General features: G+C 68.8%; 26 protein-coding genes, 1 tRNA gene and 1 pseudogene. 20 read left to right on the plus strand and 8 right to left on the minus strand.

Annotation, left to right across the window (positions count from 1 at the left end; genetic code table 11):
- Positions 1-37: 37 nt before the first annotated feature.
- Positions 38-1,861, minus strand: coding sequence for a diguanylate cyclase CdgB (gene cdgB / locus KBY19_RS03175; protein WP_210957537.1), 1,824 nt, complete (start codon positions 1,859-1,861; stop codon positions 38-40).
- Positions 1,862-2,291: 430 nt separating this feature from the next.
- Between cdgB and KBY19_RS03180 the strand changes: the two genes are divergently transcribed.
- Positions 2,292-2,810: a flavin reductase family protein gene (locus tag KBY19_RS03180; RefSeq protein WP_099882289.1), complete on the plus strand. Its 519-nt coding sequence runs from the start codon at positions 2,292-2,294 to the stop codon at positions 2,808-2,810.
- A 99-nt stretch (positions 2,811-2,909) separates the two neighbouring features.
- Here KBY19_RS03180 and arfB read toward each other — a convergent pair whose 3' ends face one another.
- Positions 2,910-3,350: an alternative ribosome rescue aminoacyl-tRNA hydrolase ArfB gene (arfB, locus tag KBY19_RS03185; protein WP_099882291.1), complete on the minus strand. Its 441-nt coding sequence runs from the start codon at positions 3,348-3,350 to the stop codon at positions 2,910-2,912.
- 325 nt (positions 3,351-3,675) lie between these two features.
- On the opposite strand from arfB, the gene KBY19_RS03190 reads away from it, so the two are divergent.
- On the plus strand, positions 3,676-4,251 hold the full coding sequence (locus KBY19_RS03190; protein ID WP_099882293.1) for a TerD family protein: 576 nt from the start codon (positions 3,676-3,678) through the stop codon (positions 4,249-4,251).
- A 266-nt stretch (positions 4,252-4,517) separates the two neighbouring features.
- On the plus strand, positions 4,518-5,045 hold the full coding sequence (locus KBY19_RS03195) for a hypothetical protein (RefSeq protein WP_210965093.1): 528 nt from the start codon (positions 4,518-4,520) through the stop codon (positions 5,043-5,045).
- 48 nt (positions 5,046-5,093) lie between these two features.
- Here the strand turns inward: KBY19_RS03195 and KBY19_RS03200 are convergent, their stop codons facing one another.
- On the minus strand, positions 5,094-5,756 hold the full coding sequence (locus tag KBY19_RS03200) for a pentapeptide repeat-containing protein (protein ID WP_210965094.1): 663 nt from the start codon (positions 5,754-5,756) through the stop codon (positions 5,094-5,096).
- Positions 5,757-5,972: 216 nt separating this feature from the next.
- Between KBY19_RS03200 and KBY19_RS03205 the strand changes: the two genes are divergently transcribed.
- From KBY19_RS03205 to KBY19_RS03230, 5 genes and pseudogenes are all read left to right on the plus strand, one after another.
- On the plus strand, positions 5,973-6,974 hold the full coding sequence (locus tag KBY19_RS03205; protein WP_210965095.1) for a zinc-binding dehydrogenase: 1,002 nt from the start codon (positions 5,973-5,975) through the stop codon (positions 6,972-6,974).
- 69 nt (positions 6,975-7,043) lie between these two features.
- Positions 7,044-7,838: an endolytic transglycosylase MltG gene (mltG, locus tag KBY19_RS03210; protein WP_210965096.1), complete on the plus strand. Its 795-nt coding sequence runs from the start codon at positions 7,044-7,046 to the stop codon at positions 7,836-7,838.
- A 673-nt stretch (positions 7,839-8,511) separates the two neighbouring features.
- Positions 8,512-8,694 carry a hypothetical protein gene (locus KBY19_RS03220; protein ID WP_210965097.1) on the plus strand — a complete coding sequence of 61 codons (183 nt, stop codon included), beginning with the start codon at positions 8,512-8,514 and terminating at the stop codon, positions 8,692-8,694.
- Between the two features lie 445 nt (positions 8,695-9,139).
- Positions 9,140-9,445, plus strand: coding sequence for a hypothetical protein (locus KBY19_RS03225; RefSeq protein WP_210965098.1), 306 nt, complete (start codon positions 9,140-9,142; stop codon positions 9,443-9,445).
- Between the two features lie 74 nt (positions 9,446-9,519).
- Positions 9,520-9,789, plus strand: a pseudogene (locus KBY19_RS03230) (nuclear transport factor 2 family protein); the annotation flags it as partial.
- Positions 9,790-10,196: 407 nt separating this feature from the next.
- On the opposite strand, the gene KBY19_RS03235 reads toward KBY19_RS03230, so the two are convergent.
- Positions 10,197-11,462 (minus strand): PP2C family protein-serine/threonine phosphatase, encoded by a 1,266-nt coding sequence (locus KBY19_RS03235; protein ID WP_307843427.1) that lies wholly within the window; start codon positions 11,460-11,462, stop codon positions 10,197-10,199.
- A 1,004-nt stretch (positions 11,463-12,466) separates the two neighbouring features.
- Here KBY19_RS03235 and KBY19_RS03240 point away from each other — a divergent pair.
- Positions 12,467-12,736 (plus strand): hypothetical protein, encoded by a 270-nt coding sequence (locus tag KBY19_RS03240; protein ID WP_210965099.1) that lies wholly within the window; start codon positions 12,467-12,469, stop codon positions 12,734-12,736.
- A 71-nt stretch (positions 12,737-12,807) separates the two neighbouring features.
- Here the strand turns inward: KBY19_RS03240 and KBY19_RS03245 are convergent, their stop codons facing one another.
- Together KBY19_RS03245 and KBY19_RS03250 are read right to left on the minus strand one after the other, a co-directional pair.
- Entirely contained in the window at positions 12,808-13,278 is a 471-nt protein-coding gene (locus KBY19_RS03245; protein ID WP_210965100.1) for an NUDIX domain-containing protein, read from the minus strand.
- 2 nt (positions 13,279-13,280) lie between these two features.
- On the minus strand, positions 13,281-14,024 hold the full coding sequence (locus KBY19_RS03250; protein ID WP_210957529.1) for a helix-turn-helix transcriptional regulator: 744 nt from the start codon (positions 14,022-14,024) through the stop codon (positions 13,281-13,283).
- Between the two features lie 119 nt (positions 14,025-14,143).
- Between KBY19_RS03250 and KBY19_RS03255 the strand changes: the two genes are divergently transcribed.
- A complete protein-coding gene (locus KBY19_RS03255) occupies positions 14,144-14,545 on the plus strand; it encodes a DUF6415 family natural product biosynthesis protein (RefSeq protein WP_210965101.1) in 402 nt (133 codons plus the stop codon).
- Between the two features lie 942 nt (positions 14,546-15,487).
- Here the strand turns inward: KBY19_RS03255 and KBY19_RS03260 are convergent.
- Positions 15,488-15,961 carry a GntR family transcriptional regulator gene (locus KBY19_RS03260; protein WP_210957527.1) on the minus strand — a complete coding sequence of 158 codons (474 nt, stop codon included), beginning with the start codon at positions 15,959-15,961 and terminating at the stop codon, positions 15,488-15,490.
- A gap of 158 nt (positions 15,962-16,119) precedes the next feature.
- Between KBY19_RS03260 and KBY19_RS03265 the strand changes: the two genes are divergently transcribed.
- The 7 genes from KBY19_RS03265 to KBY19_RS03295 all read left to right on the plus strand — a co-directional run bounded on the left by KBY19_RS03265 (position 16,120) and on the right by KBY19_RS03295 (position 21,831).
- Complete coding sequence (locus KBY19_RS03265) at positions 16,120-16,479, plus strand: hypothetical protein (RefSeq protein ID WP_210957526.1); 360 nt, start codon at positions 16,120-16,122, stop codon at positions 16,477-16,479.
- On the plus strand, positions 16,476-16,679 hold the full coding sequence (locus tag KBY19_RS03270) for a hypothetical protein (protein ID WP_210965102.1): 204 nt from the start codon (positions 16,476-16,478) through the stop codon (positions 16,677-16,679). The genes KBY19_RS03265 and KBY19_RS03270 overlap by 4 nt, the downstream gene beginning before the upstream one ends.
- Positions 16,680-16,693: 14 nt before the next feature.
- Positions 16,694-18,076: an FtsK/SpoIIIE domain-containing protein gene (locus tag KBY19_RS03275; RefSeq protein ID WP_210965116.1), complete on the plus strand. Its 1,383-nt coding sequence runs from the start codon at positions 16,694-16,696 to the stop codon at positions 18,074-18,076.
- Between the two features lie 46 nt (positions 18,077-18,122).
- On the plus strand, positions 18,123-18,779 hold the full coding sequence (locus KBY19_RS03280; RefSeq protein ID WP_210965103.1) for a DUF2637 domain-containing protein: 657 nt from the start codon (positions 18,123-18,125) through the stop codon (positions 18,777-18,779).
- Between the two features lie 129 nt (positions 18,780-18,908).
- On the plus strand, positions 18,909-20,372 hold the full coding sequence (locus tag KBY19_RS03285; protein ID WP_210965104.1) for a replication initiator: 1,464 nt from the start codon (positions 18,909-18,911) through the stop codon (positions 20,370-20,372).
- A complete protein-coding gene (locus KBY19_RS03290; protein ID WP_210957522.1) occupies positions 20,363-20,551 on the plus strand; it encodes a helix-turn-helix domain-containing protein in 189 nt (62 codons plus the stop codon). Before KBY19_RS03285 ends, KBY19_RS03290 begins: the two co-directional genes overlap by 10 nt.
- Positions 20,551-21,831 (plus strand): site-specific integrase, encoded by a 1,281-nt coding sequence (locus tag KBY19_RS03295; RefSeq protein WP_210965105.1) that lies wholly within the window; start codon positions 20,551-20,553, stop codon positions 21,829-21,831. The genes KBY19_RS03290 and KBY19_RS03295 overlap by 1 nt, the downstream gene beginning before the upstream one ends.
- Before the next feature lie 89 nt (positions 21,832-21,920).
- Here the strand turns inward: KBY19_RS03295 and KBY19_RS03300 are convergent.
- Positions 21,921-21,994 (minus strand) — tRNA-Thr (locus KBY19_RS03300).
- A gap of 165 nt (positions 21,995-22,159) precedes the next feature.
- Here KBY19_RS03300 and KBY19_RS03305 point away from each other — a divergent pair.
- The 3 genes from KBY19_RS03305 to KBY19_RS03315 all read left to right on the plus strand — a co-directional run bounded on the left by KBY19_RS03305 (position 22,160) and on the right by KBY19_RS03315 (position 24,824).
- Positions 22,160-23,284 carry an ABC transporter ATP-binding protein gene (locus KBY19_RS03305; protein ID WP_099882302.1) on the plus strand — a complete coding sequence of 375 codons (1,125 nt, stop codon included), beginning with the start codon at positions 22,160-22,162 and terminating at the stop codon, positions 23,282-23,284.
- Positions 23,285-23,529: 245 nt separating this feature from the next.
- Complete coding sequence (locus tag KBY19_RS03310) at positions 23,530-23,967, plus strand: hypothetical protein (RefSeq protein ID WP_099882304.1); 438 nt, start codon at positions 23,530-23,532, stop codon at positions 23,965-23,967.
- A gap of 137 nt (positions 23,968-24,104) precedes the next feature.
- Positions 24,105-24,824, plus strand: coding sequence for a nucleotidyltransferase family protein (locus tag KBY19_RS03315; RefSeq protein ID WP_099882306.1), 720 nt, complete (start codon positions 24,105-24,107; stop codon positions 24,822-24,824).
- Positions 24,825-24,920 lie beyond the last annotated feature (96 nt).

Consider the following 24,920-nt stretch of genomic DNA (forward strand, 5'->3'; position numbering starts at 1 on the left):
CACTTGGCACGGTCGGCAGCCGAGCAACCGGGCTGTGCTAGCCCGCCCGGCGCTGCCCCTTGGACCGCGACCGCTTCTCCACATACATGCGCTGGTCAGCGGATTGGAGCACCTCTTCGGCCGTCATTCCGCAGCCCGCCCAGCCGATGCCGAAGCTGGCGCCTACCCGCACCGCGCGCCCGTCAACCTGAATCGGGGGGATGATCGCATTCCGCAGCCGTACGGCCAGGTCCTGGGCCTCCGCCGGGCCCAGCCCGTCCGCCAGCACCACGAACTCGTCACCGCCCAGCCGGGCGACCGTGTCGTCGTCCCGCACCCCGGCCTCCAACCGGCGGGCCACCGCGATGAGAACCGCGTCGCCGCAGTGGTGACCGTAGCGGTCGTTGATGGACTTGAAACCGTCCAGATCGCAGAAGAGCACGGCGAGGCCCTTCTCGCCGGGTCCGTCGCCCTTGGGCGGCACCGTGTGCACATGGTGCGGGTCCGCGCCACCGTCCCCGCCGTAGCCGCCGTAACCCCCGAATCCGGTGCTGCCCGGGGAGCCGGACGGACCGCCGGACACAGGCACCGGCCCGTACGCCCCCGTGCTCTGCTCGCCGCCCCCGGGAGGCGTCGCGAGCCCGGTGCCGGGCTCCGTCCCGGCGCCGGATATCCCGCCCCTCTCGCCGAGCCCCTCCACGTCCCAGAAGCCGTCCCCGTGCCCGTAGGCGTGGCCGTACCCGCCACCCGCGTAGCCGGCGGACGGGTCGCCCGGCACGGCACCGGCCGGGACCACCGGCCGGTCCGGCCTCGCACACAGCCTGCTGCTCAGCCGGGCCCGCAGCTCGGCGCTGTTGGGCAGCCCCGTCAGCGAGTCGTGGCTGGCGCGGTGCGCGAGCTGGAGCTCGTGCCGCTTGCGCTCCTCGATGTCCTCGACGTGGGTGAGCAGATAGCGCGGCCCGTCGGCGGTGTCGGCCACCACGGAGTTGCGCAGCGAGACCCAGACATAGCTGCCGTCCCGCCGCGCCAGCCGCAGCTCGGCCCGGCCGCCCTCGGCCGAGGTGCGCAGCAGCGTGCGGATGTCCTCGGGGTGCACCAGATCGGAGAAGGAGTAGCGGCGCATCGCGGCGGCGGGGCGGCCCAGCAGCCGGCACAGCGCGTCGTTGATCCGCAGCAGCCGCCCGTGCTGGTCCCCGCCCATCTCCGCGACGGCCATCCCGCTGGGCGCGTACTCGAACGCCTGCCGGAAGCTCTCCTCGCTGGCCCGCAGCGCCTGCTGCTCGCGCTCCAGCCGCACCAGCGCCCGCTGCATGTTGGAGCGCAGCCGGGCGTTGCTGATGGCGATGGCGGCCTGTGAGGCGTACATCTGCAGCGCCTCACAGCCCCACGCGCCGGGGCGGCGGCCGTTGCGCGGCCGGTCGACGGACAGGACGCCCAGCAGCTCGCGGTCGGAGGCGTACAGCGGCGCGAAGAGGCGGTCCATGGGATGCCAGGCGTCCGGGATCTCCCGCACCGGGGAGGGGGCGTGCCACTGCGGCACATCGTCGTCGTCCAGCACCCAGCCCTCGGTGTACGGGATGAAGTGGAGCTCCCCCCACCGCTCCCCCATCGACAGTCGGCGCTCCCAGGAGGCGCGCGAGCCGACCCGGCCCGCCATCATCGCCTCGGCGGCGGCGCTGCCGGCGACCGCCGCCACGACGAGGTCGCCGTCGGCTCGCACCAGATTGACCGCCGATATTTCGAAGCCAAGGCCCTCGACCACCCCGTCGGCGACCGTCTGCAGGGTGTCGGCGAGGCTGCGGGCGGTGTTGAGCTGCGCCACGACGCGGTGCAGCTGGCGCAGACTGGCGAGGCGGACATAGGGCTCCGACTCGGTTTCCATAGCCCTCCCCCCTGAGCCTTGTCGTCAACTCCAGGTGCTCGTGGCGTCGCTTCCGGGCCTCACTGCCTCAGCGTCTCGGCTGGGTTTTCGGCTGCTACGGCCACTGAATCACAGCGAGCTGTTCACCCGGTACACAGGGTCAACAATTAATGCTCTCTGTGACTCAAGTCACAACAGTCCGCGATTAGTTGATTGCGCAACGTGTGCCCCGGGCCATTACGGGTACCCGCCACCTATACCCCTGGCCTCGGGCGGGAGCCGTGACCACGGCTTGTGCGCGAGGTCCCGCAGCCGCCCGGCCCGGCGTCGGTGGTCCTAGTCCCCACCTGGTCCCCGAGTCCGATGCGGCCCCCGGAAAGTGATGGTTAGCGTAGCCAACGTGTCCCACGCAGTGCAGCAGCAAACGACCCCCGTGCCCCAGAGCCACCCGATGCCCCATGCTGATGGGGTGAGTGACGAGGAGTTCCGCGCGGCCATGGCGCGACTGGCGGCCGGCGTCGTGCTTGTCACCGCGCACGATCCCGAAGAGGGAGCGCGCGGTGAGGACGTCGGCATGACGGCCACCGCGTTCCTGTCCGTCTCGCTCGACCCGCCGCTGGTCCTGATCAGCGTGCGCGAGGGCTCCCGGATGGACGAGCTGCTCTCCCGCCAGGACCACTGGGCGGTCTCCCTGCTCACGGAGGCCCAGAACAAGACCGCCGGTCGCTTCGCAATGAAGGCGCGGCTCAGCGACCGGCTCCTCTTCCAGGAGCTCCCCCACACCCGCGGCGACGTCAGCGGCGCCCCCCTGGTGGACGGCGCGCTGGCCGCCGTCGAGTGCCGTACCGAACAGCGGGTGACGGCAGGCGACCACACCCTGGTCGTCGGGCGCGTCCTGGCCACCCGGCTCACCCACGGCGAGAGCGGGCCACTGCTCTACTACAGCGGTCGGTACCGCTCCATACGCTGACCCGGACCGCGGGGACCGGGAGGGAGGGGGCGGCCCGGGCGAGCGGGGGTGTCGGCGCCGGTCTCGGCGCCGGTGTCGGTGTCCGTGTCGGCCCGACCGTCAGTCCCAGCCGCGTCCGGTGCGGCCCCGCTTCACCTCACTGCGCTGCTTCTTCTGGCGCAGCCTGCGCTCATTGATCCCCCGGGGCACCTTCTTCTTGCGCCGCGGCGGGGGCGGGGGCGCCGTCGCCTCCGCGAGCAGCGAGGCCATCCGCACCGCCGCCGTCTCCCGGTTGCGCCACTGCGACCGGTGCTCACTCGCCCGTACGACCAGCACGGTGCCGTCCACCAACCGGGTCGCCAACCGGTCCAGCGCACGGCGCTTCCACACCTCGGGAAGCGCCTCGGTGCGCCCCAGATCGAAGCGCAGCTCGGCCTGGCTGTCGCTGGTGTTCACATGCTGGCCGCCCGGCCCCGACGAGCGCGTGAAGCGCCACGTCAGCTCGGCCTCGGGCAGGGCGACCGCGCCTCGGATGTAGTAGGGACCGGACATGGGTTCCATGGTCCGGCCTCAGGCCGCCGTCGTCATCCGCTTTTCCGGACGCCCTCGAAGTGGCCGGACACGCGCGAGATGGCCGGGCGCCCTCAAGGTGGCCGGGCGCCCTCAAGGTGGCGGGACACGCGCGAGGTGGCCGGGCGGCAAGAAGTCGGGCGGCCAAGAAGGTAAAGAAAGCAAAGACGACGCAGAAAGCTGGAACCCGCTCGTCCCCCGGCTGCGTTGTGCAGGATGTGAGGCGCGTGGCCGCGGACCCCGGTGAGGTTCCGTCCCGACGCCGGTGATTTCCTCGGGGATCACACCAGAGCCAGACACGACAGAAGGGCACCCCATGGCTGTAAGCCTGTCCAAAGGCGGCAACGTCTCGCTCACCAAGGAGGCACCGGGCCTGAGCGCCGTCACGGTCGGCCTCGGCTGGGACGTGCGCACGACCACCGGCACGGACTTCGACCTCGACGCGAGCGCCATCGCGGTGACCGCCGAGGGCAAGGTCTACTCCGACCAGCACTTCATCTTCTTCAACAACAAGGCGACGCCGGACCAGTCCATCGTCCACACCGGTGACAACGTCACGGGCGAGGGCGAGGGTGACGACGAGCAGATCAACGTCAACCTGGCCGCGCTGCCCGCCGAGATCGACAAGATCGTCTTCCCGGTCTCGATCTACGACGCGGAGAGCCGCAGCCAGAACTTCGGCCAGGTGCGGAACGCCTTCATCCGCATCATCAACCAGGCCGGCGGCACCGAGATCGCCCGCTACGACCTGAGCGAGGACGCCGCCACCGAGACCGCCATGGTCTTCGGCGAGCTCTACCGCAACGGCGCGGAGTGGAAGTTCCGCGCCGTCGGCCAGGGCTACGCCTCCGGCCTGGTGGGCATCGCCCAGGACTTCGGCGTCAACGTCTGAGACGGCGCTCAACGTCTGAGACCACGCTCCACATCTGGGCCGGACGCTGAGTGGTGGCGCTCCCGGCACGCACAGCCGCCCCGCACCGGGCGACATCTGCCACCGGCGTGCGCGCGACCTCGCCGGCCACCGGCACGTGCGGGATCTCGTCGGCCACCCGCGTGCGGGACCTCTCAACCCGTGTCGGCCACCCGCGTGCAGGGCCTCTCGGCCCGCGGCGTCCGGGGCCGGCACAGGCGTGTCCCCAGGCGTGACACCATCGCGCCGTGCTCGACATCGGTTACGCCCTCTCCCGCCGCTTCCCCGACCCGCCCCAGACGGACTACCGCAGCGCTGACGTACGCACCCTGCGGCACGACCTCTTCTGCGGCGACGTCTATCTCGCCGACACCACCACCGACCGCGAGCTGTCCACAGCCTGGGGATGGGTGCCGGTGCTCGACTTCGCGTGGGCACTGTGCGACGTGACCGAAGAGCTGGGCGGTAGCCCTCCCCCGGCCTCCGGCCGGGAAATGCTCCCGGACAGCCGGTCCCCCGGTCCGTTCCGCGCCACCCTGGACTTCACCGAGTCCGCCGAGCTGCTGCACTTCACCCGCCGGTTCGGCTGGGTGGAGATCACCGCGGACTGGTCGGCCGACGACGAGAGACCGCTCTCCTTCTCCTACAGTGAACTGCGCCGGGAGGCCCGCGACTTCCTGCACGACCTCGTCGCGGACCTCTCCGACATGCACGAAGGCCTGGAGGCCAACCCCGTCATCTGGACCCTGATGGCCCGTTTCCCCCGGCTCCCATGAGCGGGGCCGCCGCCGGTGCGGGCCCCGGCGAGGCACCGGTCCGGCCCCTCAGGGCTCCACCCGCACCCCGATCTGCGCCGCGAACGCCGGTGCGAGGTCCATCAGTTGCCCCGGGCTGATCACGGCCCCCGCCAGCCGGTCCACCCCCGTGGCGAGCTCCAGCTCCGTCGCCCCGCGCAGGTCCACGTCCTTGAGCCGCACCTGGTTGAACTCGGCGCGACGCAGTGCGCAGTCGCGGAACGCCACTCTTTCGAGTGAGGCCCCCGAGAAGTCGGGCTCGTTCAGCACACAGCCCTCGAACGTCACATCGGTCAACTTCGCCTGCCTCAGGTTCAGGAAGTCGATCTTCCCGCCCCGCACCAGCACCCGATTCAGCCGTGCCCCGTGCAGCTGGACACCGCCCAGCCGTGCGTCCCGCAGCTCCACATCTCGCAGCTCGGCGCCCGCCAGCCGGGTACCGACCCCCCAGACCCCCTCCAGCACCGAGTCGATCACCCGCAGCCGCCCGAGCCGGGCCTCGTCCAGCGCGCACCGGTACACCCCCACGTCCAGGAACGTGGCCCCGCTCCCGTCCGTACCGCTCAGATCGAGCCCCTCGAACCGCACTCCGTCGTAGTCCCCGCCGGGCTCCAGCCCCTGCCCCTCGAAGGGCCGCAGCTCGGGCAAGGAGATCTCCGGGCGCCGTGCTCCACGTACTGCCGATGTCGCCATGTCCTCATGCTGACGCCGACCACTGACAACGGCGGCTCGTCGGACTGCGGACACCTGCCACCCCCGGACTGCCCGAGAGCTGTTATTGACTTCAACCACACTTCAAGTCGGAGCCTTGCTGTGGACAGCGGGACCGGCCGGCCGGGTCGGCCCCTCGACGACGCCTCGCCGGCCCCTCACGGCCCCTCACTTGCCCGCCCCGGAAGGAACCCGCCCATGTACGCCGTACGCCTGCACGCCTTCGGACCCGCCGAGAACCTGCGGTACGAGCAGATACCCGATCCGACCCCCGGCCCCGGCCAGGTGCGGATAGCCGTCCAGGCGGCAGGGGTGCACCTGCTCGACACCACCCTGCGCGCGGGTGTCACGCTCGGCCCACTTCCCCTCCCCGAGCTGCCCACCGTCCCCGGCCGCGAGGTCGCAGGGACGGTCGAGGCCCTGGGAGAGGGCACCCCCGAGCACTGGCTCGGCCGCCGCGTGACCGTGCACCTCGGCGCGGTCCCCGGCGGTTACGCCGAACTCGCCGTCGCCGACGCGTCCGCCCTTCAGCCCGTACCCGAACCGCTCACCGCCGCCCAGGCCGTCGCCATGATCGGTACCGGGCGCACCGTCATGGGGGTGCTGCGCGGAACCAGGATCGGGCCCGAGGACACCGTGCTCGTACTCAGCGCCGCCGGCGGTATGGGCGCGCTGTTGACCCAGTACGCCAAGCACCAGGGCGCCCGCGTCATCGGCGCCGCGGGCGGCCCGGCCAAGACGGCCACCGTCCGCGAGCTCGGCGTCGATCTCGCGGTCGACTACACGCTCCCCGACTGGGCCGACCGCGTCCGCGCCGCGTACGGCGACCGCCCCGTGCACCACCTGTTCGACGGCCCGGCCGGTGCGCTCGCCCGTACGGCGCTGGACCTGCTCGCGCCCGGCAGCACCCACCACGCGTACGGCGGCTCCTCGTCCCTGCTGGCGGGCGACGACCACCAGCCGGCGCCCGGAGCGGCCCTGACACCCGAGGAATTGCGCTCTAGGGGGATCACCGTCCGCTCCTTGGCGGCCGCCTTCATGATGGAGCACAAGCGCGAGCTGGAGGACGAGTCGCTGGCACTGGCCGCCAAGGGCGTCATGACACCGCTCGTGCACACCTTCCCGCTCGCCGAGGCCGGCGCCGCACACCGCGCACTGGAGACCCGCGGCACCACGGGAAAAGTGGTGCTGATCCCATGACCCCAGCCGGCGCCCGATAAACCGCAGCCGGGGTCCGACGCACCACTGGACTGGCCTACCGTTCTTCCCATGACCACCAGGACCGGGAAGCGGAAGCGATGGCTCGTCGGGGTGTCCCTGCTGTGCGCCTTGGCCGTGGTGACGGCAGCCGTGGTGCTGATCCGGCAGTACCAGCAGGAGTGGCGGACCACGTCCTTCTCCGTGCAGGAAGGCTGGCGCGCCTCCCAGGTGTACGAGGAGGCCGACAAGGCGCTCTCCGTCCCCGAAGGGACGACGAAGAAGGCAGCCGAGCGCGCCGCCCGCACGGGTGAGCTCAAGCTTCCCGCCGCCGCGAAGGGCAACCCGGAGGGGTACTTCTACCCCGCCGTGTACACGGTCCGGCCCAAGACGACGCCGACCTCATTGCTCAAGTCCATGAGCAAGAGGGCCCGTGAACGGCACGCCGCGGCAGGCGCACGTGACTACGACACCCTCACCGTCGCCAGCGTCATCCAGGCCGAGGCGAACACCCCGGAGGACATGGCCAAGGTCTCCCGCGTCATCCAGAACCGCCTCAAGCGCGATATGCCGCTCCAGATGGACTCCACCATCAACTACGCGCTGGGCCGCTCCACCCTCAGGACGAGCCACGCCGACACCCGTCTCAACTCCCCCTACAACACCTACCGCCACAAGGGCCTCCCTCCGTCCCCCATCAACAACCCCGGCCCGGAGGCCATCAAGGCCGCCCAGCACCCCGCCCCCGGCGACTGGCTCTACTTCGTCACCGTCAAGCCGGGCGACACCCGCTTCACGGACGACTACGCACAACACGAGCAGTGGGTGGAGGAGTTCAACAAGGAACAGGCCAAGGGAACCTCATAACTCTCGGCCCCGTCGGGACGGGCCCCTTGGCACAAGGTGCGCCGGGCAACACCAAGGTCACTCCCGTACAGCCGACCGACCCGCGGTCGGCTGACTGCGGCTGCGGCGGCATCTGCGGCTGCAGCGGCGGCTGCAGCGGCGGCGGAAGAACACCCGCACCACCGACGGCGGCGACCTGGGTGCCGAAGTCGCCCGGCTCCGGAGCGAATCCCACGGTGACGTCGCGATCTTCGGAAGCTCGGACCTGACCGTGACACTGCTGGAGCAGGGCCTTGTGGACGAGCTGCGGATCCTGCTGCGCCACCGCCCCTCGCCGTCGGACCGCGCCACGAACGACCACGACGACACGAACGCCCGGACCAGACCGGCCACCACCGGTCCCTTGGCCACGTGGCCGGATCACGACACTGGCCGGAACCGGTTCTGTACCGAGAGGTGTGATGCCGCTACAGTTAGACGCTCATTCTTCTACAGAGAAGGAGAGGAGGAATCCGTGCTGAATCGCATGTATCGCTGGGCCATCAAAAGCCCCGTACGGGGTGGCGCAAGCCGTAAGTGGCGAGAAGCTGCTGGAAGGGCCGGATCCTTCATCTTCTCCGCCCCAGGGAACATTTCTCTGCCCGTGTGAACACACAGAATGCGCGCCCGGCCCGTGCGCGGGGAGGCGAGCGCGATGTTCCTCCAAACCCTTGAAACTCTGGGCACCTTCTTCGGCGGCCTCGGCGCCCTCGTTGCCGCCACCACCCAACTCCTCACCTTCCTGAAAAAGAAGGAGCAGGAGGAGAGGGAGGTCGGCAGCGGCAGCGGCAGCGGCAGCGACGACGCAATCCCGTGGATGATACTCACCGCATACTGACGTCGCCTCGTTTCCTTCCCCGGCACGGACGTGCCGTGCCGGCACGCTGAGATCCGACCCCACCGAACGCGGGCGATGACTGGCTGTGGAAGTCATCGCAGTGTCGCTCGACTGCGGCCGTTGTAGCCCCTGTACGCACCGCTATGACGGCCGCAGCACTTGCGGTAACGGCGCGGCGACTCCAATACGACTCCCATACGGTCGAGGGCGCCTGGAAACACATCGAGAGGGCTGCAGCGAAAGCCGACGCCTTTCGCCCTCACCCTCGCGGAGAATGCTTCTCCGCAAGACGTCGGCACCGCCACGATCCGCCCATGGAACCTATAGGAACCAGCCTCGGCAGAAACCCCGGGGGCGAACGGATCCGCCTCCGAGACACGTTTTCCCGTGGCCGTCCAGGGAATGATCCAGACGTAGGTGGTTTTCAGTGGGACGGGGGCTACTCATGGGCGATACGTCGCGGTCGCACCGCAACAACGGGGATATAGACGACGCTTCTTCCGAGTCGGAGGACAAGAAGCCGGAGGAAGAGAGGGTGGAGCGGGGACCACTGCCCGGACGTAACTCCGATCGTTTCGACGAGGGACCTCCGGACCCTCTCGCCTCGCTGCTGGCCAAGGTCAACAATGGCGAGGCCGTTCCGGTTCCTGGCGGCAAGGCGGGCAGCGAGGACCGGGATCTCCAGGAGGAGGAGTGGCGGCCACACGACCGCAACGGCCCCTATGGGCAAAGGCGTCGCCGCAAGAATTGAAGCGACGCGGTCCGACGCAGGAAACGCCCCCAAGGCACCTGGTGAAGCTGTGCCCGTAACTGACACGGTAGTTGGGCGACGACGCCATCTCCGGCACAGCCGACGGCGCCGACGCGGTGGTGGAGCGCGCTCAGCTGATCGCCTCGTACGGCCTCGACTTCGAGCTGCTGCATCTCCTGGTCAGCATGGAGAACATGGCGCTCTCCCTGCACAACACCGCGCGCCGGGAGGACGCCGTGCTGGACGAGTACCTGGCCACGGTCTGCCGGCTCCGCGACGGAAGGATCGCGAGTATCGAGACCTACCTCTCCGACGTGCCCGGGATGGACGCCTTCTTCGTCTGACGCCCAGTAAGGTCCTGACCGCCTGGGCGATGCCCTGCGTGACATCAACGAGGGCGACCACGATGACGGAGCGGGCGGCGTTCCCGCCCCCGCCTGATCTTTTCCCCAGCCGTCGATGTCAGGACTGATGTCACAGCAACGCCAAAGGCCCCGTCCCACACCAGGAACGGGGCCTCTGACCTGCGGAGCCGCCATTCGGATGCGAACCGACGGCCTTCTGTTCACGCGCTCTACCCAGGCCGGTCGTCTGCGGTCATTCAGGACGGACAACGGGCTGCGCCGCCCGACGGTAGGCGTTGGCGGTTGGCGTGGTTGCTGTACTTCGCTGCTGTACAGCACCGAGCCGATGCTGACCGTCTTCATCGCCTCGCGGACGTAGGGGTGCGGGCCGGTGGCTCCGCCTGTCCTCACGGCGAAGGGGGCGACGTGCCGTAGTGGGGCCAATCAGGGCCGCCCCAGTCCAGGCAGAGCACCGTAGCGTCATCTCTTGGGTCGTGGTCGCTGGCCCGCATTACGGCTTGAGTGAGGGCGCGCGACGCTTCGCGAGCATGCAAAGTGCCGGTTTCCTTGATGAGGCGGCGCAGCTCTCGCTCGTGGCCGTGCGGTTCAATCATTCCGTCGGTGAGCAGGAAGAGGCGGTCGCCGGGGCGCAGATCGAGGCTCTGGACGTGATACTCGGCGTGGGGTGAGATACCGAACGGCAGGTCGACGCCTGGGGTGATCTCCTCGACTTGCCCGTCGCGAAGCAGCAGCGGCCAGACGTGGCCTGCGTTGATGAACTCGGCGCGTCGGGTCTCGAACGCGACCCGCAGCAGTTGCCCCGTGGCCATCGCCTGGGCGCCGTGTTCGGCCAGCGCATGGGTCACCTGAGCGGACTGGTCGAGAACCGCGCGGTGCTCGCTCACGGCGTGTTCGAGCACCGCCTTGTTAGCGGCTTCGGCCTGTCCTGCGAGTCCCGCACCCGCGCGGCGGGCGTTGCGCAGGGCACCGACGATGACGGTCGCCAGCAACGCCGCCCGCACGTCGTGACCCATGGCATCGGTCAGGGACATGTTGAGGCCGTGACCGTTGAGGGTGTAGTCGAAGGTGTCACCGCCGACATCGGTTGCCGGCTCCAGAGACCCGGCGATGATGAAAGGTCCGGCATCGCAGGTGAAGGACTCGGGCAGCAGACGGTGCTGGATCTCCGCCGCCAGGGACAGTCGAGTGGTCCGTCTCCCCCACTCGTACAGATCGGTGAAGCGTCTGTCGGCGACCACGACATACGCCAGCACGCGGGAGGCCTCGGTGATCCGTTCCAGCGTCTCCACGTCGGGGGGAACAGGAAGAGTAAGCTCCAGGACCCCGATCGCGTCGCCCCGGTCGGTCACCGGCGCGACCACCCGGGTACTACGCCGCCCGGTGTCGACTCCCGCGTGCCCCTCCGTGCTCACCCACAACTGCTGCGAGTGGATCACCCGCTCATAGGCCGTGCCGGACAGGGCAAGCGGCTCGGGTGCGACGGTGCCGCCCTGCTCTGTCGATCCCGTCAACCGGACCACGGCATCGCCCCCGCGATCGGTGATGAGGAACGAGACCTCTTCAGCGGCGAACTGCTCCTGCAGAACCCTCGCCAGAACCGCGACAGACTTCACCGGTTGCGCAGACTGCACCGCCGCGAGCAGGTCACTCACCCAGCCCATGCTGTTCGCCACGCGCTGCGCCCTTCTCTACGACGGCAAGGCGTCGGCCTGCCCATGGGCACCTGTCCGAGGCACGGCCCAGCAGGGCTAGGAACACTTCCGCTCCTGGCAAGAATGCACCGCTCCCGGCTCTTGCCGCCAAGCTGGATGACCTGTCTGGGTGAGTCGCGGGTGATAGCCGTTGTCGCTCGAGGTCAGTGGAGTCTCGATGCGCGGTTCAAGCTCACCAACGATCTTGCGGCGAGACAGGCGCGAAGTGCCGTGCAGGATCGACAGACCGCAAATCGAAAACACAGCCCTGACGCTGCCTGTACGCCCGAGCGTGCGGGTAGCGAGTCCCCTCCTGTCCGGAGCAGGGGCGAATGGCCCGTCCGTAGCGCGTCTCGGTGGCGCCGACCTGTCCTTCTGTAAGTGATCCCGCAAATATGTCACCTGCGGCGCCTTCGCCGTACGGCTTCCTGATCTGCGCTGATCCCTCGGGAAGTTTCCATCGGCCGTCACCGTCGACCCCCTTGCACAGCCCGGAAACGGCCCGAGGACGACCGTCCCAGCCACGACCGTCAGGCCAAGGTCACCGCCGAACTGGCTGGTACCTCAAGCGGGGAAACTCAGCCACGTTTCCATGCTTCTGATCTTTGACCCGCAGACGCCTCCGCGCAGCCCCGGCCGACGCTCTGGCGATGGCGGGACCGGCCCGCAGACCGCAACCAGACCTGGGCGCCGCGTCACGGGCCTCCCCGGTGTTCTGCGCCCGCAGTACAACGCTGCTCGGCGTCATGCTCCTGGTCGTGCTGCTGGTGTCCGCTTGCTGGTCGGCCGAGCCACGGGGGGCCGACGCGTCCGGGATCCCTTGCTGGGCTGGCGGGTTGCTGCTCCGGTCTGCGCGCTGAGCGGGCCGGGGGCGACGCGAGCGGGGCGGACACAAGAGCGGGCGGCGGCCACGGTCCGCCAGCGCGCGCGGCCCGCGTCAGCGGGCCGCCTTGATCCGGGTGACCATGGACATCTACACCTTCGCTCGCCTCGACGAGCAGCGCGACGCGATCGGACGGCTCGGGGATGCCCTCAGATGGGACGACGACCCCGACGATTCCCCTAAATCGGCTGCCGTCAAAACTGCCGTCATCGGCACCACAGAGGCCCCGCACCATCCCGGTACGGGGCCTCCCACCTGCGGAGCCGCCTGTCGGATTCGAACCGACGACCTTCTGTTTACAAGGTTCGGGCAGGCTCCTGGTGAGTACGGTGACAGCATTTCCGCGCGGTGATTGCGGTGGGGCGCTGATGGGTGCTGTGTGTCGTCGTTGATGTCAGCGCTGATGTCACAGAGCAGAAGAGATCAGCCCAGGAACGGCCGCTCGCGGCGCTCCAGGAAGTGGCCGATCCGGAGCCGCTGCGTGTGGTGCATGGGAAGTTGGTCGATCTCCTCTGGCGGGACGAATCGCAACTCCGTCGACTCGTCCGAGATCGCGAGGCGTCCACCAACGACGCGGGCTGTGAAGCAGACATTGAACTGACGGCGCACCTCGCCATCCGTGTACGCGATGACGTGGCGCGGATCTGTATAGGTGCCCACAAGGCCGGTGATCTCCACGTCCAGGCCCGTCTCCTCCTTCACCTCCCGGACGGCCGTTCCCGGCAGTGAGTCGGTCATCTCCATACCGCCACCGGGCAGCGCCCACATGTCGTTGTCCCGACGGCGCTGGAGGAGAACGCGCCCCTCGTCATCAGTGACCACGGCTGAAGCGGCGACTACCAAACTGTTCGGCTTGGGGGCCGCCGGGTCGTCGTAGTACTCGGTCCGTGCCATGGTCACCCTTCTCGTACTGGCGTTGCGGTCTCCCACACCGCGTCAAAGCTCTCGGCGTACGTGTCGAACATGCCGCCCCTTCCGCTGCGCCGAAGATGCCATACCGGAGCGCCGTAGGCGTTCACGCCCCAGACGTGCGCGTTGATCAGCGCTTCATCATCCGCACGGTAGATCGAGTTGTAGAGCGTGGTGGCATGGGTTCGCACTTCGACGCCGGGTACCCCGACAAGAGGTCGGTAGTGCATGAGCGCCAGGCGGCAGCGGGACTCGATCCCATAGCCGAACCGCTCTTCCTCGCCACGCTGCTGAACGTTCGTGCTGTCCGCGTCACCGACTGCGATGCGGACCACGCAACCCTCGGCTACTCGCTCCCGCAACAGATCGTTCAGACGTGGGTACGCCTCATGCAGAAAGACGGCGGCGTACACAAGGACATCAATGCGCTCGCGTGCCTGTTTCAGCATGTCCACGATGGCGGACACAGGGATGTCCGCCCGCTGGTCGTACAGCGCCACCAGTTCCGGGCTGACAGCGCGGGCGGGCCGCGCCTGGCGCAGCGCTGGCCATAGAGCATGCACGTCTTCTCCTAGCGTCTCGGCTGCTGCTACAGCCGTGGAACGGCGGGGAGTGCGCCCAAGGTTGACCCAACGCTCAACGGACTTGGGGTCGACTTCGACCTTGTCCGCGAGGGACGCGTACGTCCAACATCCGGCCGCCATGGCAGCACGTAGCCTCTCGTTCGGCATCTGAGTCTCTCCCTGGGTTCGGGGACGGCGCTAGGGACGTTCTACACGACGCGGGACGTCCCAAAGTGGGGTTCATCGGTGGTTCCTACGTCCCGGTCACCTGCCGGAAGCTCCTGTTCATGGGCACCGACACGACATCCAGCCTTCGTACGGACGTGGACACCGAGGACGTGAACGCGACGATCAGCGCCGCTCTGACCGAGCGGAAGGCTCTGCCCCGGTACGAGGAACTGTGCGAGCTGCACAATAAGTTGGTGACGCACATCAATGCGCTGCTGCCTTTAGCCGCGAAACAGATCGAGGCTCTGTGGCACGGCTCCCGAGAGTGGTACCTCAAGCGCTCCAGCCTCGACACGATCCCGTACGAGGTGGCTCAGGGGCTCGGCACTGGGCTGCTGACTGCTGAGGCCCATGTGAGAAGCCTGGGCTACACACTCCGGTTTCTTTTGAGGAATTCCGGGCTGGCTGCGGCTGACGAAGAACCCGAAGGCGCGAACTCCTCTTCAGCGACCGACGTCTGAGCCGCGTCCCACTCAACAACCGCATACGAAACCGGACCACCCCTCAGTCCTTGGCGGGGAGAAGGGTGGTCCGGTGGAGAGTCCCTGTTCAGGACCCTGGTGCCGATGGTACCGGGGCGCTTGTTGTGTCTCCGCCCAATACCTCGGTCCGGCTGTACGTAGCGAGACGAGAAGGGACTTGAGCCGGTGCGCCACACGGGGAGCCGACCTACAACAGGACGCCAAACGAGTGCCCCTGATGCCTCAGCCACAGGAAGTCAGCCACGACGGCGGGAGATGCGTCCACGCACCTGCACGTGGCCCCCTCAGCCACCCTCCGGCATCAGCCACGCTTCCAAAGTCCTGATCTTTGACCCGCAGACGCCTCCGCGCAGCCCCGGCCGGCGCTCTGGCGATGGCGGGACCGGCCCGCTGACCGCGACGAGACCTGGGCGCCGCGTCACGGGCCTGTCCGGGTTTCTGTACGCGCAGTACAAGGCTGGTCGGCGTCGTGCTCCTGGTCGTGCTGCTGGTACGCGCTCGCCAGTCGGCCGAGTCGCGGGGGCCGCTTCGTTCCTGACTTCCCTGCTGGGCTGGCGGGTTGCTGCGCTGGTCTGCGCGCTGAGCGGGCCGGGGGCGACGCGAGCGGGGCGGAGACAGGAGCGGGCGGCGGCCACGGTCCGCCAGCGCGCGCGGCCCGCGTCAGCGGGCCGCCTTGATCCAGTAAGGAAACTCTGAACAGCTCGGCTCCTGCCCTGGAAAGGACAGCAATGCACGACGCGCACGACCACGGCATAGGCCGGGCAGGGTGCGGACAGCCGGAGTGCACCACCATGGGGTGCGGGGACCAAGGGGGCGTCGGGACGCTGAACGAGTCCGAACGCGCGCTGTTGGCGGAGATCGCCGCAATGACCAGCCGTCTCCGCGAAGAGGTGGAGAGTGTGCGCGCGGATATCGCCGAACTCAACGAGTCGGGTAGCCCTGATCCCGCTGCTCTTTCAGTTCTGCGACGTCCCGCTTAAGGGTCTGGACTTCAGCGTTCAGCGTTCGTAGCTGGTCGCGAATGGCGAGCAGTGTTGCGGCGTAGGGGCCGGTGGCTTCGGAGGCGTCTGGAGCCGCTGGCCCCTCGGCTCCCTTGGCTGCTTCGGGCCGCTTGGAGCTCTTGGCTTCAACGACCGCCACCACTTCTCCGTCCTGGGTGACTACAGCGTCGGCGACGTAGCTGCCGCGCCCTTGGACGGTGTAGATCAGCCCTTCGTCGCGCAGGACGCGCAGCGCGCTGCGGGCGGTCATGTTGGCGACACCGAACCGCTCCTGTAGCTCCCGGTGCGAAGGGAGCTGTTCCCCCGGCTTCAGCCTGCCCGACTTGATCTCTTTCCGGATCTCGTCGGCGGCCTGCTGGTACGGCGGGCGCGTGTCGTGAGGCGGCGGCGTCATGGACCAAGGGTAGCCCGGGTTAGCCCACCTATCACAGACAGCCAGCAACCTCCCTTCAACTCAGATAGCTAGTTCGCTTGACATAGCTAGCCCAGCTAGGTGAGAGTTGGTGCCCCGCCGGGCGGACCGCCCCGGGGAACCAGAAGGGAAGTTGAGACATGGCGCGCATTCGCGTTGGGCTGCTGCCGTCCACGATGTTCATGGTCGGCACGCTGCCGGTGCCGAAGATCGCGGATCAGGAGACGGGCAAGATCGCTCAGGACCGTGACACCGGCGAGGACCTGTTCACGCTGACGGTGTTCCTTATGGAGGACGGCCGTGCGGAACAGATGAAGATCACCGTTCCGAAGTCGGGGCTGCCGGATGGACTGAACCTGGGTATCCCGGTACGGCCGGTTGACCTGTTCGCCATCCCGTGGGCCCGGATCTTCAATGGCCAGCTCTCCGATGGCATCGCCTACCGGGCTAGCGCACTGGAGCTGGCCGGGGCGCCGCAGTTCGCGGAGCAGGGCCAGTGACGGCGGCCAATCGCGGGCCGGTCTACCCGCTGCCGCTGAAGGAGCCGCACAACGACCCCCGGTTCGACTGCGGGTTGGTCTTCGACGTGGCCCAGGTTCTTGAGGCGCACGACTACCCGGCGCTGGCAGCGGGTCATGACCTGCTGGAGCTGTCGCAGGCGCTGTTCGGCTTCATCTACTCGACTGAGGACAAGGTGTGACTGTGCAGGAAGTGATGGGGTCCGCTTCAGCTCTGGCCGGGGCGGCCCTGGCCCTGAGCGTCATATGGGCGCTGTGGTGGCTGGTGCGCTACGTGCGGGCCGACAGGATGACGCGGGCGAGCATCCGTCAGGCGGTCCGCGTCCGCTTCGGCTGGCGGCGGCTGGCTCCGATGGCCGGGCTGTCGGTGCAGGACAAGACGCCCCCGGCTGTGGTGATCTCGCAGGATGGCAAGGTTCCCAAGCCTCGGGTGATCATCCCCAAGATCAAGGTCCGCGCGGACCGGTATGGGGTCGTCGTCCGGGCGGTGTGCGTGCCGAAGGTGAGCCTGGCGGAGTTCCAGAAGGCGGCGCCGTACCTGGCGGACGCCTGGCGGTGTACGCGCGTCTCGGTGCTGCCCGACAAGCCGGGACAGCTCGTCGTGCGTGGTGTGCGGGTGGACCCGCTCATCGTGCCTACTGAGCACGTCCCGACGGGGGAAGTACCGGAAGCGCTGGCCCGGTGGCACCTGGGGCTTGATGAGTACGCGCAGCCGATCAGCGTGGACCTGTCGGACGTTCCCGGCGTCACCGTCGCTGGTCTGCCCGGCTATGGGAAGACCTCGCTGGTCAACCGGTTCATCTGCGATACGGCGCCCTCGGCGGCGGTGCAGTTCGCCTTTGCGGACGGCAAGGTCACCTCCTCCCACGAAGGGGACTATGCCGATCTGGCGCAGCGGGCGTTCGCCTTCGTCGGTGACGATCTGACCGACGCCAACGCGCTGTTCAAGCGGCTGGTGGAGCTGCGGCGTGCTCGCTCGGCGTCCATCCGGGGCGTGCTCGGGGTCAAGAACATGTGGCACGTCGGGCCCTCGGATACCTGGCCTCTGGTGGTGCTGGTCGTGGATGAGGCGCATACCTACTTCCGCGACTACAAGGGCTCGGACCCGCAGACGAAGAAGCTGGCCGCGCTGGCGGCCGAGAATGCCCGGCTGGTTGAGGACCTGGTGAAGAAGGGCCGCAGCGTCGGCATGCTGGTGCTCATCGCCACGCAGAAGGCGACCGGCGACGCGATCCCCACCTTCATCCGGGACGTGTGCCCGGTAGGCCTGTCCTTCGCACAGAAGACCGCAGACGCGGCGGTCGTCGCCCTTGGCGAAGACATCCGCAACTGGCCGGACGCCAACCCGACCGCTCTCCAGGACCCGGCCTACGTCGGCGTGGCCTCCATGGCTCACCAGGGACGGCCCGGCTTCGCCCGCATCCGCACCCCGTACGTGGCCGACGTGGACGCGGCCCGCATCGCTGCCGACACCGCCCACCTGACCCGCGACCCGGCCGAACTCCTTCAGTCGCTCGCCGGTCCGTCCGTCCTGCTACGGGACCGACTCACCAAGGACGACGGCGCGGAAGCTGCCTGACCCCCGTCCTCGACCCAATGACGCATCGAAAGGAGGTGACACCCCCATGGCTGAGGACCGGATTACTCAGCGCACCGTGATCGTGGTCATGGGCACCATCGCGGGCCTGGCGTTCGTGTTCTCCTTCGGCAACGTCTGGGCTCTCGCCCTCCGCCTCGGCGTCCCCGCCCCCATCGCACCGCTGATCGCCCCGATGGTCGACCTGTCGGTGACCGGCCTCCTGGTGGCTCTCTGGTACCTGTCCCTGCGCGGTGTTCCCGCCCATCAGCTCAAGGGCGCCACACGCCTCATGCACCTGTCCGGCCTGCTGACGCTGGCCCTGAACATCGCCGAACCCATCCTCGCCGGACACTACGGGCGAGCTGCCGTCGACACTGTGGCGCCCGTGCTCCTCCTCGGCTGGGGAGCGGTCGGCCCTCAACTCCTGCGCCACCTCCACGCCGTGACTCGGCCGGCGCCTGCACCCGAACCGGCTGAAGAACCCACCCCCGTCCCGGCGCCTGCCCCCGCTTCGCCGGTGGCCCCTGCCAAGCCCAAGGAAACCGGCGTTGCTGTTCCTGAGCCGCTGATGGAAGCGGCCCGCTCCATCGCCACCACCTATCTGGCCGAACACGGCCGACCGATCACGGCCGCGCAGTTGCGGACCCGGCTCGGCGTCGCGCTGCCGCTGGCCACCGCCGCGCACGCCCGTCTCGCCGCCTGATCTCTCCGCCGAACGTTCCGGCTCCTCCTCTCCTCCACTGCCCGGCCGGGCACGGTCCGTCATGCCCTGGGCCGCCCCTGCCCTCCCCTGGTGTCGCCCAGGGCCCTTCCTGAAAGGACGCATCTTCCCGTGCACGACCGTCCGTCTCTGCGCCACGTGGCGAGCCAGGCCCTTCGGGACCTCATCGGCTTCGCCCAACGGCCGGACTTCGACCGAGTACAGGACCAGATCCGCCAAGTCCGCGGCTGTACCCACCCGGTCAACCTCGTCGGCGGAACGGCCACTCTCGACGCCGACACCCGCACCGTTCTGCGCTCGTACTCGACGGCCGACGAACCGACCGGACGCCTACTGACCGCCTGCGGTAACCGCCGCGCCTCCCGCTGCCCGTCCTGCTCACGCCTCTACGCGGCCGACACCTACCACCTGATCAAGGCCGGGCTGTCCGGCGGCAAGGCCGTGCCCGAGACTGTTCGCGAACACCCCCGCGTCTTCGCCACCCTCACCGCCCCCTCCTTCGGGCCGGTGCACAACCGCCGCGCCACCGACGCGGGCAAGGCCCTGCCCTGCCGCTGCGGCACCGTCCACACCACGGATGCCCCAGAGCTGGGCACACCGCTGGACCCGGCCACCTACGACTACTCCGGCGCCGTGCTCTGGAACGCACACGCGGGAGCTCTCTGGGCCCGCTTCACGACCTACCTGCGCCGTGACCTGGCCGCCCACCTGGGCATGACGCAGAAGGCGCTGAACGCCCGGCTGCGGGTCTCCTTCGCCAAAGTCGCCGAGTACCAGAAGCGCGGCCTGGTCCACTTCCACGCAGTGGTCCGCCTCGACGGCCCCGACGGGCACACCGACGCTCCGCCGACGTGGGCAACCCTCGACGCACTCACCCGCGCCATCACAAGCGCAGCGGAACGCTCCGCACTCACGGTCTCTTCCGACGCAATCGGAGAACGCGAACTGCGCTGGGGCACTCAGCTCGACATCCGGGAGATCGCAGCTCTCGGAGAGGGAGAACTGACCGATCAGAAAGTTGCCGCCTACGTCGCCAAGTACGCCACCAAGAGCGCTGAAGCCTCCGGCACCGTCGACCGGCCGTTGCGCTGCTGCCACTGCACCGGACACGGCTACGTCACCGGCCCGGACGGCTTCCGCGACCTGTGCGACGACTGCGACGGCACGGGACAGAGCGAACGCATCGCCTCTCTGCCCGTGCACCGCCACGCGCGCCAGATGATCCGCACCGCCTGGGCCCTCGGCCACCTGCCGGAATTCGCGGACCTCAAGCTCTGGCGCTGGGCACACATGCTCGGCTTCCGGGGCCACTTCTCCAGCAAATCCCGCCGCTACTCCACCACCCTCGGCGCCCTCCGCGACGTCCGCCGTGCCTGGCGGATGGAACGGGCACAACCAGCCGGCGCGGCCCAGGAATCGAGCGAGGAAACCACCCTCGTCGTCTCCCACTGGAAGTACCTGGCCTCCGGCTACAGCCCCGGCGAAGAACTCATCGCCGCCCAGGTCCGCCACGACATCGCTCTTGCCCGAGACGAAGACCAACGCCGCAAGACGGAAGGAGACCCATGGCTGTGACCACCGGACTGCTCAACGTGGACCAAGTCGCCACCCGGCTCCAAGTGAGCCGATGGACGGTCTACAACCTGATCCGCTCCCGCGAACTGGCCTCCTTCACCATCGGCCGCTGCCGCCGCATCGCCGAGTCCGCACTGCACGACTACATCGCACGACAGACCGAACGAGAGGCTGCCTGATGGCCAAGGCCAAGAGGAACGTCAACGGCGAAGGCACCATCGTGCAGCGCAGGGATGGCCGTTGGCAGGGAGCCGCCTACGTCCTGACCTCCGACGGGACGTACAAGCGTCGCTTCGTCTACGGGAGTAGCTGGGAGGACGCACACGAAAAGCTCACCCGCCTCAAAGCCGACTCCCTGAACGGTCTGCCGGTAGCCGCCAGCAAGATGACGCTCGGCGAGTACATGACGTACTGGCTCACCCACGTGGCCAAGGTCAAGGTCCGCAAAACCACCTACGTCAACTACGAGTCCTGGGTGCGCAACTACATCGCGCCGGGCCTCGGCAAGAAGAAGCTCGGGCGTCTGTCCGCCCGCGACATCCGGGCCTTTCTCCTGAAGACAGCCCAAACCTGCCAGTGCTGCGCCCAGGGCAAGGACAAGGCCCGTCCCAGGACCAAGCAGCATTGTTGCGCCCTTGGCCGGTGCTGCCAGCAGTTTCCGTCAGACAGAACGGTCCGCATCCTGCTGGCGCTCCTCCGGACAGCGCTTCAGCACGCCGTGCGCGAAGACGAGATCCCCCGGAACGTCGCCAAGAATGTGGAGCTGGGCATGGGCACGATGCGCGAGATAGAGCCGCTGACAGTGCAGGAGGGGCAGAAGCTCCTGGCCGCCGCGCGGGGCGACCGGCTGTGGGCCGCGTACGAACTCGCCGTGCGCGTCGGTCTCCGGCGCGGGGAAGTCCTCGGCTTGCGCTGGCAGGACGTAGACCTGGACGCGGGAGTGCTCACGGTCCGGCAGACACTTCAGCGCGTCGGCGGCGAACTCTTCATCGGCCTCCCGAAGACTCAACGATCGGCGCGACGGGTGGCGCTGCCTGCCGAGTGCCTGACAGCACTCCGCGCACGCCGTGCAGAGCAGCAGGGCGACCGGCGTGCGGCTGGCGACGAGTGGAAGGACGCAGGAAGCGATCTGGTCTTCACGACGAAGAAGGGGACCCCCATCGAACCGCGCAACCTCAACCGGTCTTTCACGGCGCTGTGCGACCGGGCCAAGGTACGCCGTGTCCGCTTCCATGATCTCCGGCACACCTGCGCATCGCTCCTCCACGAGCAGGGCGCTGACGCCCGCATGATCATGGAAGTCCTGGGACACAGTTCGATCCGCGTGACGATGGACATCTACACCTTCGTCCGGCTCGACTCCCAGCGGTCTGCCTTCGACCGCGTGGGCGATGCCCTGCGTGACATCAACGAGGGCGACGACGATGACGGAGCGAGCGGCGTTCCCGCCCGCGTCTGATCTTCCCCGTGGCCGTTGATGTCAGAACTGATGTCACGGCAACGTCAGAGGCCCCTCCCAAAACTTTGGAAGGGGCCTCTGACCTGCGGAGCCGCCTGTCGGATTCGAACCGACGACCTTCTGTTTACAAGACAGATGCTCTAACCAGCTGAGCTAAGGCGGCGGGGTGTCGTCGCTCGTGCAGTGTACCTGGGAGCTGGATCGTGATGTCTGGGGCTACTGACAAACGGGCGGGGAGGGGCTAGCGTCTCGCCAGGTTCACGCGGTGGACCACCTCCCTTTACGACGGATCGTCCGGCACGTACCTGCCGGTGAAGGAGAAGAGAACATGGCCACGGTCACCTACGACCAGGCGACCCGGGTGTACCCGGGCGCCGACAGCCCCGCCGTCGACAAGCTCGACATCGAGATCGCGGACGGGGAATTCCTCGTTCTCGTCGGTCCCTCCGGTTGCGGTAAGTCCACCTCGCTGCGGATGCTCGCGGGGCTGGAGGACGTGAACGAGGGCAACATACGCATCGGTGACCGGGATGTGACCCACCTTCCGCCGAAGGACCGGGACATCGCGATGGTCTTCCAGAACTACGCGCTGTATCCGCACATGACCGTGGCCGACAACATGGGCTTCGCCCTGAAGATCGCGGGTGTGCCGAAGACCGAGATCCGCAAGAAGGTCGAGGACGCGGCGAAGATCCTGGACCTGACCAAGTACCTGGACCGCAAGCCCAAGGCGCTCTCCGGTGGTCAGCGGCAGCGGGTCGCGATGGGCCGGGCCATCGTCCGGGAGCCGCAGGTCTTCCTGATGGACGAGCCGCTGTCCAACCTGGACGCCAAGCTCCGCGTCCAGACCCGTACCGAGATCGCCAGCCTGCAGCGTCGGCTCGGCATCACCACCGTGTACGTCACCCACGACCAGGTCGAGGCCCTGACGATGGGCGACCGTGTGGCCGTGCTCAAGGACGGGCTGCTTCAGCAGGTCGACAGCCCCCGCAAGATGTACGACCGCCCGGCCAACCTGTTCGTCGCGGGCTTCATCGGCTCCCCGGCCATGAACCTGATCGAGGTCCCGATCACCGACGGTGGCGTGAAGTTCGGCAACAGCGTGGTGCCGGTCGAGCGGGAGGCTCTGACCGCTGCCGTGGACAAGGGTGACAAGACGGTCACGGTCGGCGTCCGCCCCGAGCACTTCGACATCGTGGACGGGGACGGCGACGGCAAGGCGCTGTCCAAGGACGAGAAGGCCGGCGTCCCGGTCACGGTGAACGTCGTGGAGGAACTGGGCGCCGACGGCTACGTCTACGGCACCGCCGAGGTCGGCGGTGAGAAGCGCGACCTGGTGGTCCGCGTTCCGGGCCGCAGCGTCCCGGAGAAGGGCAGCACCATCCACGTGGTGCCGCAGGGCGGCGAGAGCCATGTCTTCTCCACCTCCTCCGGCGAGCGCCTCAGCGACTGACCCCGGCGGCACCCCCGGGAGGGTGCAGTGAGCGACAAAGGGCCGTGACGGCATCCCCGTCACGGCCCTTCGCCGTACGGGGATGCCGCACGCCGGAGGCCGGACGCCGCATACCGCGTGCCGCACGCCGCATCACCGTCCCGTTCCCTCTTCCGTGGGGTATCGCTCGAACAACCCACTTTCCGCGTCCCTCGATGTGGTGACCAAATGTCGCCAAATCACTACCGCTCGCTACCATCACGGTCGTGAACCACGCAGCCCGCCGTATCGGCCGATCCCTCGCCCTTGTCCTCCCGGTCGTACTCGTCCTGTCCGGGACTCTCGCCGTCACACATGTCCCGTGGGCGCCAGCGCCCGCGGACTCGCCGGTTCTCGCCTCCTCGGCGCACAAGGCGTCGGCGCCCGACGCCTCGACGCCTGCCGGGCCGGCGACGCACCGCGCCCCGAAGGACGTGCTCCGCGACCGGCTCATCGCCGAACTCCAGGAGCAGGACCCGGGGGTGGCGCTGACCAGTCTGCAGCGCGCGATCACCCGCAAGCCGTCCCTGGCCCGCCACTGCGTCTCGATCGCGCGGGCGCTCGGCAAGGCAGCCGTCCACAAGTACGGTGCCCAGCGCGCCCAGCGCTTCTCGCGGCCCGTCTGCGACACGTCCTTCGCGTCCGGAGTCGCGCAACTGAGCTGAAGGCAGCAGCCCGAGCCGGACATCGCGGGCGCCCGAGGCTTCGGGCGGGCCGCCGGAGTCCGTGCGTACGGCGCGAAGACAGCTGGAATCCGGGGCGCGACGCCCGGCGTGCGCCCCGCACGCATAGGCTGCGGCACATGACCCAGCACCCGACCCAGGCCGTGATCCTTGCCGGTGGACAGGGATCACGGCTGCGGCCGTACACCGACGACCGTCCCAAGCCGATGGTGGAGATCCCGGGTACCGGCGTACCGATCATCGGTCACCAGCTGGCCTGGCTCGCGGCCGAGGGCGTCACCGATGTCGTCGTCTCCTGCGGCCATCTCGCCGAAGTGCTCGACGAGTGGCTCGCCAAGGCCGAACTCCCCTGCCGCGTCACGACGGTGATCGAGCGCGAGCCGCTGGGGCGCGGCGGCGGACTCAAGTTCGCGGCGCGCTCCCTGCCGCGCGCGGACGAGCCGTGGTACGCCACGAACGGCGACATCTGGACCCGCTTCTCGTTGCGCGAGATGGCCGCCTTCCACGGCGAGCGGGACGCCACCGCCACGCTGGCGCTGGCCCGTCCGCGTATCCCCTGGGGCGCCGTGGAGACCGACGCGTTCGGCCATGTCCTCGACTTCATCGAGGCGCCGCCCTCCCCGTATCTGATCAACGCGGGTGTCTACGTCTTCTCCCCGCGGTTCGCCGGGCTGCTGCCCGAGCGCGGGGACCACGAGCGCACCACCTTCCCGCGTCTCGCCCGGGAGCGAGCCCTCGCCGGCTTCCCACTTCCCCAGGGGTCGTACTGGCGGGCCATCGACACCGCCAAGGATCTCCGCGAAGCAGCCAAGGAACTCGCGGACGGCAACCCCCGCTGAGGCCGCCCCCAAGGCACGTGGAAAGGCCTTCGGCTCCCCTTTCCCGGGGAGCCGAAGGCCTTTGTCCGCGGTTCAGCCGCGTCCGGTGCTGTGCGG

The sequence above is a fragment of the Streptomyces sp. B15 genome, assembly GCF_018070605.1.
Lineage (GTDB): Bacteria > Actinomycetota > Actinomycetes > Streptomycetales > Streptomycetaceae > Streptomyces > Streptomyces smyrnaeus.

Bases quoted from the DNA above. Each gene is read 5' to 3' on its own strand.
- KBY19_RS03240 (WP_210965099.1), top strand. From the start codon at position 12,467: ATGGACATCTACACCTTCGCTCGCCTCGACGAGCAGCGCGACGCGATC.
- KBY19_RS03205 (WP_210965095.1), top strand. From the start codon at position 5,973: ATGTACGCCGTACGCCTGCACGCCTTCGGACCCGCCGAGAACCTGCGG.
- KBY19_RS03275 (WP_210965116.1), top strand. From the start codon at position 16,694: ATGGGGTCCGCTTCAGCTCTGGCCGGGGCGGCCCTGGCCCTGAGCGTC.
- KBY19_RS03260 (WP_210957527.1), bottom strand. From the start codon at position 15,961: ATGACGCCGCCGCCTCACGACACGCGCCCGCCGTACCAGCAGGCCGCC.
- KBY19_RS03265 (WP_210957526.1), top strand. From the start codon at position 16,120: ATGGCGCGCATTCGCGTTGGGCTGCTGCCGTCCACGATGTTCATGGTC.
- KBY19_RS03250 (WP_210957529.1), bottom strand. From the start codon at position 14,024: ATGCCGAACGAGAGGCTACGTGCTGCCATGGCGGCCGGATGTTGGACG.
- KBY19_RS03220 (WP_210965097.1), top strand. From the start codon at position 8,512: ATGTTCCTCCAAACCCTTGAAACTCTGGGCACCTTCTTCGGCGGCCTC.
- KBY19_RS03295 (WP_210965105.1), top strand. From the start codon at position 20,551: ATGGCCAAGGCCAAGAGGAACGTCAACGGCGAAGGCACCATCGTGCAG.
- KBY19_RS03280 (WP_210965103.1), top strand. From the start codon at position 18,123: ATGGCTGAGGACCGGATTACTCAGCGCACCGTGATCGTGGTCATGGGC.
- KBY19_RS03290 (WP_210957522.1), top strand. From the start codon at position 20,363: ATGGCTGTGACCACCGGACTGCTCAACGTGGACCAAGTCGCCACCCGG.
- cdgB (WP_210957537.1), bottom strand. From the start codon at position 1,861: ATGGAAACCGAGTCGGAGCCCTATGTCCGCCTCGCCAGTCTGCGCCAG.
- KBY19_RS03305 (WP_099882302.1), top strand. From the start codon at position 22,160: ATGGCCACGGTCACCTACGACCAGGCGACCCGGGTGTACCCGGGCGCC.
- KBY19_RS03255 (WP_210965101.1), top strand. From the start codon at position 14,144: ATGGGCACCGACACGACATCCAGCCTTCGTACGGACGTGGACACCGAG.
- KBY19_RS03245 (WP_210965100.1), bottom strand. From the start codon at position 13,278: ATGGCACGGACCGAGTACTACGACGACCCGGCGGCCCCCAAGCCGAAC.
- mltG (WP_210965096.1), top strand. From the start codon at position 7,044: ATGACCACCAGGACCGGGAAGCGGAAGCGATGGCTCGTCGGGGTGTCC.
- KBY19_RS03315 (WP_099882306.1), top strand. From the start codon at position 24,105: ATGACCCAGCACCCGACCCAGGCCGTGATCCTTGCCGGTGGACAGGGA.
- KBY19_RS03180 (WP_099882289.1), top strand. From the start codon at position 2,292: ATGCCCCATGCTGATGGGGTGAGTGACGAGGAGTTCCGCGCGGCCATG.
- KBY19_RS03190 (WP_099882293.1), top strand. From the start codon at position 3,676: ATGGCTGTAAGCCTGTCCAAAGGCGGCAACGTCTCGCTCACCAAGGAG.
- KBY19_RS03200 (WP_210965094.1), bottom strand. From the start codon at position 5,756: ATGGCGACATCGGCAGTACGTGGAGCACGGCGCCCGGAGATCTCCTTG.
- KBY19_RS03225 (WP_210965098.1), top strand. From the start codon at position 9,140: ATGGGCGATACGTCGCGGTCGCACCGCAACAACGGGGATATAGACGAC.
- arfB (WP_099882291.1), bottom strand. From the start codon at position 3,350: ATGGAACCCATGTCCGGTCCCTACTACATCCGAGGCGCGGTCGCCCTG.